Genomic DNA, 5,498 nt, shown 5'->3' with positions numbered 1-5,498 from the left:
GCAGTGGTTGGGCGGGTCTGACCCTACCCCCACTCAACGGGGCCGTTGCCACCCCCACGGCCCCGTCCCCGCACCGATCAAGCCCCGAGGAGCACCCTCCGTGTCCCGAACGACCCTCAGACGAGGGGCGGTGGCCGCCCTGTGCGCGGCGCTGCTGCCCGTCGTCCCGGCGGCCGCCGCCGCCTCGCCCCGGCCGCCGTCCCCGCCCTCGGACGCCAAGCTGGCCCGTGAGTCGGCCCGGCACGACCTCACGCGCGAGCAGTTCTACTTCGTGCTGCCCGACCGCTTCGCCAACGGCGACGCCTCCAACGACCGGGGCGGGCTGACCGGTTCGCGTCTCGACCACGGCTACGACCCCACCGACAAGGGGTTCTACCAGGGCGGCGACCTCAAGGGGCTCACCCAGAAGCTCGACTACATCAAGGGCCTCGGCACCACCGCCATCTGGATGGCGCCCATCTTCAAGAACCGGCCCGTCCAGGGCACCGGCAAGGACGCCTCGGCGGGCTACCACGGCTACTGGATCACCGACTTCACCCAGGTCGACCCGCACTTCGGCACCAACGCCGACCTGGAGAAGCTGATCGACAAGGCCCACGCCAAGGGCATGAAGGTCTTCTTCGACGTCATCACCAACCACACCGCCGACACCGTCGACTACGCGGAGAAGGCCTACGGCTACAAGCCCACGGGCGCCTTCCCCTACCTTGACCAGGACGGCCGCCCCTTCGACGACCGCGAGGGCGTCAAGAAGGTCGACCGGGACTCCTTCCCGTACACCCCGGTGCAGGCACCCGGCACGGGGAAGAAAGTGCCCTCCTGGCTCAACGACCCCACCATGTACCACAACCGGGGCGACTCGACGTGGGCCGGCGAGTCCAACGAGTACGGCGACTTCTCCGGGCTCGACGACCTGTGGACCGAGCGTCCCGAGGTCGTGAAGGGCATGGAGAAGATCTACGAGAAGTGGGTCCGCGACTTCGACATCGACGGGTTCCGCATCGACACCGTCAAACACGTCGACCTGGACTTCTGGACCCAGTGGGCCACCGCGCTCGACGACTACGCCGCCAAGCGCGGCCGGGACGACTTCTTCATGTTCGGCGAGGTCTACTCCGCCGACACCGAGGTCACCTCGCCGTACGTCACCCGGGGCCGCCTGGACTCCACGCTGGACTTCCCGTTCCAGGACGCCGCCCGGCAGTTCGCCTCCCAGGGCGCGCCCGCCGACAAGCTCGCCTCGGTGTACGGCGACGACTTCCGCTACACCACCGACAAGGCCAACGCCTACGAGCAGGTCACCTTCCTCGGCAACCACGACATGGGCCGCATCGGGACCTTCCTCAAGCAGGACAACCCGAAGGCGGACGACGCCGAGCTGCTGAGACGGGCCCGGCTCGCCAACGAGCTGATGTTCCTCGGCCGTGGCAACCCGGTGATCTACTACGGCGACGAGCAGGGCTTCACCGGCGTCGGCGGCGACAAGGACTCCCGGCAGACCCTCTTCGCCTCGAAGACCGCCGACTACCTCGACGACGACCAGCTCGGCACCGACCGCACCCACGCCTCGGACGCGTACGACACGAACCACCCCGTCTACCGCTCCATCGCCGCGCTCTCCAAGCTCACGAAGGAGCACCCGGCGCTGCGCGACGGCACCCAGATCGAGCGGCTCGCGGACGGCTCGGTGTACGCCACCTCGCGCGTCGACACCCGGCGTCCGTACGAGTACCTCGTCGCCTCCAACAACGGCACGAGCCCGATGAAGGTCCAGCTCGCCACCGAGTCGGCCGAGATGAACTTCCGTACTGTTTACGGCGGTTCCGGTGCGGTCCGCAGTGGCAAGGACAAGAAGGTCACCGTCACCGTGCCCGCCCTGTCCAGCCTCGTGCTGAAGGCGGATCGGACCGTGGGCGCGCCCGCCGCCAAGCCCGCCGTCTCGCTGAAGGCCCCGGCGGCCGGCGCGACCGGCACCGTCGAGATCGCCGCCGACGTGGACGGCGGTCAGCTCAACCGGGTCGTCTTCGCCGCCCAGATCGGCAACGGCAAGTGGCGGACCCTCGGCACCGCCGACCACGCCCCGTACAAGGTCACCCAGCACTTCGACACGACGGTGAAGGCGGGAACGCCCCTGCGCTACAAGGCCGTTGTCGTCGACCGCGTCGGCCGCACCTCCAGCGCCCTGGCCTCCACCACCGCCGGCCAGGCACCGCCGCCCGGCAAGCCCGTCGCCGTCGAGCGCGACCGGGCCGTCGTCCACTACCAGCGCCCCGACGGCGACTACGAGGGCTGGCAGCTCAAGTCAGGTGAGAAGACCGCAGAGTTCATCGGGCGGGACGCATACGGCGCGTTCGCCTGGATCGACCTGGAGAAGGGCACCGACTCCGTCCCGTACACCGTCGAGAAGAACGGCACGGCGGACGGGCCGCAGCGGACCATCGACCACGGCGTGACCGGGCAGGTCTGGATCGAGCAGGGCAAGGACGGCCAGCAGGCCGAGGCCCCCGAGACGCCGCCGCAGGACACCACAAAGGCGCTTCTCAACTACCACCGCCCGGACGGGAATTACGACGGCTGGGGGCTGCACGCCTGGGCCGGGGCCAAGGAGCCCACCGACTGGGCCAAGCCGCTGATGCCGGTGAAGAAGGACGCCTACGGGGTCACCTTCGAGGTGCCGCTCGTCGACGGGGCCACCTCGCTCAGTTACATCCTGCACAAGGGCGACGAGAAGGACCTGCCCAGCGACCAGTCCCTCGACCTCGCCACCTACGGCCACGAGGTCTGGATGCTCGGCGGCAAGCCCGGCTACCTCCTCCCGCAGACCGGCGGCGGCGCGGCCCCCGACCTGTCGAAGGCCGAGGCGCAGTGGATCGACGCGAACACCGTCGTCTGGAAGGTGAAGGCCACCGACGCCACCAGCCAGCAGCTCGTGTACGCGAAGAAGGGCGGCATCTCCGTCGTCGACGGGGCGCTCTCCGACGAGGGTCAGTGGCTGCGGCTCACCCCGGGCGCGCTGAGCGACGCCCAGAAGGCTAAGTTCCCCCACCTGAAGGACTATCCGGCGTTCACCGTGGACGCCCGCGACCGTGACCGCGTCCGCGAGTCCCTGCGGGGCCAGCTGATCGCCACCCAGCGCGCAGCCAACGGGGCCCTGCTCGCCGCCACCGGCGTACAGACGGCCGGAATCCTGGACGACCTGTACGGCAAGAAGGCCGCTTCCACCGAACTCGGCCCGGTCTTCCGCAAGTCGACGCCCACCCTGTCCGTCTGGGCCCCCACCGCCCGGACCGTCGCCCTCGAACTCGACGGCCGTACCGTACCGATGAAGCGCGACGACCGGACCGGCGTCTGGTCGGTCACCGGCAAGAAGAGCTGGCAGGGGAAGCCCTACCGGTACGCCGTGACCGTCTGGGCCCCCACCGTCCAGAAGCTGGTCACCAACAAGGTCACCGACCCCTACTCCACCGCCCTGACCGCCGACTCGGCCCGCAGCCTCGTCGTCGACCTCACCGACCCGAAGCTCGCGCCGCGCGGCTGGTCCGGCCTGAAGAAGCCCGCCGCCACCCCGCTGCGGGACGCCCAGATCCAGGAGCTGCACGTCCGCGACTTCTCCGTCACGGACCGCACGGCGAAGCACCCGGGTGAGTACAGGGCCTTCACCGACACCCGCTCCAAGGGCATGCAGCACCTCAAGAAGCTCGCCGACTCCGGCACCAGCTACGTCCACCTGCTGCCCGTCTTCGACATCGGGACCATCCCGGAGAAGGAGAAGGACCAGGCGACCCCCGACTGCGACCTGGCCGCCCCCGCCCCCGACTCCGAGAAGCAGCAGGAGTGCGTGAGCAAGGCGGCGGCCAAGGACGGCTTCAACTGGGGCTACGACCCGCTGCACTACACCGTCCCCGAGGGCTCCTACGCCTCCGACCCGGACGGCACCGAGCGCACGGTCGAGTTCCGCCAGATGGTCCAGGGCCTGAACAAGGCCGGGCTGCGTACGGTCATGGACGTCGTCTACAACCACACCGTCGCCTCCGGGCAGGACGACAAGTCGGTCCTCGATCGCATCGTGCCCGGCTACTACCAGCGGCTCCTGGAGGACGGCTCCGTCGCCACCTCCACCTGCTGCGCCAACACCGCGCCCGAGAACACCATGATGGGCAAGCTCGTCGTGGACTCGATCGTCACCTGGGCGAAGGAGTACAAGGTCGACGGCTTCCGCTTCGACCTGATGGGCCACCACCCCAAGGACAACATCCTTGAGGTCCGCAAGGCGCTGGACCGGCTCACGCTCGCCGAGGACGGCGTCGACGGCAAGAAGATCATCCTGTACGGGGAGGGCTGGAACTTCGGCGAGATCGCGGACGACGCCCGCTTCGTCCAGGCCACCCAGAAGAACATGGCCGGCACCGGCATCGCCACCTTCTCCGACCGGGCCCGCGACGCCGTGCGCGGCGGCGGCCCCTTCGACGAGGACCCCGGTGTCCAGGGCTTCGCCTCCGGCCTCTACACCGACCCCAACTCCTCGCCCGCGAACGGCACCCGCGCCGAGCAGAAGGCCCGGCTGCTGCACTACCAGGACCTGATCAAGGTGGGTCTCACCGGCAACCTCGCCGGCTACACCTTCACCGACACCTCCGGGCGCACGGTCAAGGGCGCGGACGTCGACTACAACGGGGCGCCCGCCGGCTACGCGGCCGCACCCGGCGACGCGCTCGCCTACTCCGACGCCCACGACAACGAGACCCTCTTCGACGCCCTCGCCTTCAAGCTCCCGGCCGACGCCACGGCTTCTGCGCGGGCCAGGGCCCAGGTGGTCGCCATGGCCGCCTCCGTCCTCTCCCAGGGGCCCTCGCTCTCCCAGGCGGGCAGCGACCTGCTGCGCTCCAAGTCCCTGGACCGCAACTCCTACGACAGCGGCGACTGGTTCAACGCCCTGCACTGGGACTGCAGCGACGGCAACGGCTTCGGCCGGGGCCTCCCGCCCGCCGCCGACAACCAGGACAAGTGGTCGTACGCGAAGCCGCTCCTGGCCGCCACCGGCACCATCGCGCCGAAGTGCGCGCAGATCGACGGGGCTTCGGCCGCCTACCGCGACCTGCTCACCATCCGCTCCACCGAGAAGGAGTTCTCCCTGCGCACCGCGGACCAGGTGCAGTCCGCCCTGTCCTTCCCGCTCTCCGGCAAGGACGAGACCCCCGGCGTGATCACCATGCGCCTCGGGAAGCTCGTCGTCGTCCTCAACGCCGCGCCGGACACCGCCACCCAGCGGCTCGCCGCACCGGCCGGGAAGACGTACGCCCTGCACCCGGTCCAGGCCAAGGGTGCGGATCTTACGGTCAAACGAGCCAGATACGACGGGAAATCAGCCACTTTCACCGTCCCGGGACGCACGGCGGCCGTCTTCACTCTGCGCTGACCTCCCACCGCACTACGGTGACGGCAGACGTCGGCGACGAAGCCGCGACAGCCGTCCCGGTCCACCGGGCCGGTCCTGCTCC

The 5,498-nt window shown here is 69.8% G+C and carries 1 protein-coding gene; it reads left to right on the top strand.

Annotation, left to right across the window (positions count from 1 at the left end; translation table 11 throughout):
* Window positions 1-100 precede the first annotated feature (100 nt).
* The gene (gene pulA / locus ACFWM7_RS33160; protein ID WP_383267912.1) at window positions 101-5,416 is read left to right on the top strand and encodes a pullulanase-type alpha-1,6-glucosidase; all 5,316 of its coding nucleotides are present in this window, start codon (window positions 101-103) and stop codon (window positions 5,414-5,416) included.
* Window positions 5,417-5,498: the final 82 nt, after the last annotated feature.

The sequence above is a fragment of the Streptomyces sp. NPDC058375 genome, assembly GCF_042723425.1.
Taxonomy (GTDB): Bacteria; Actinomycetota; Actinomycetes; order Streptomycetales; family Streptomycetaceae; genus Streptomyces; species Streptomyces durocortorensis.
This window is presented reverse-complemented; position numbering and strand designations above follow the sequence as displayed.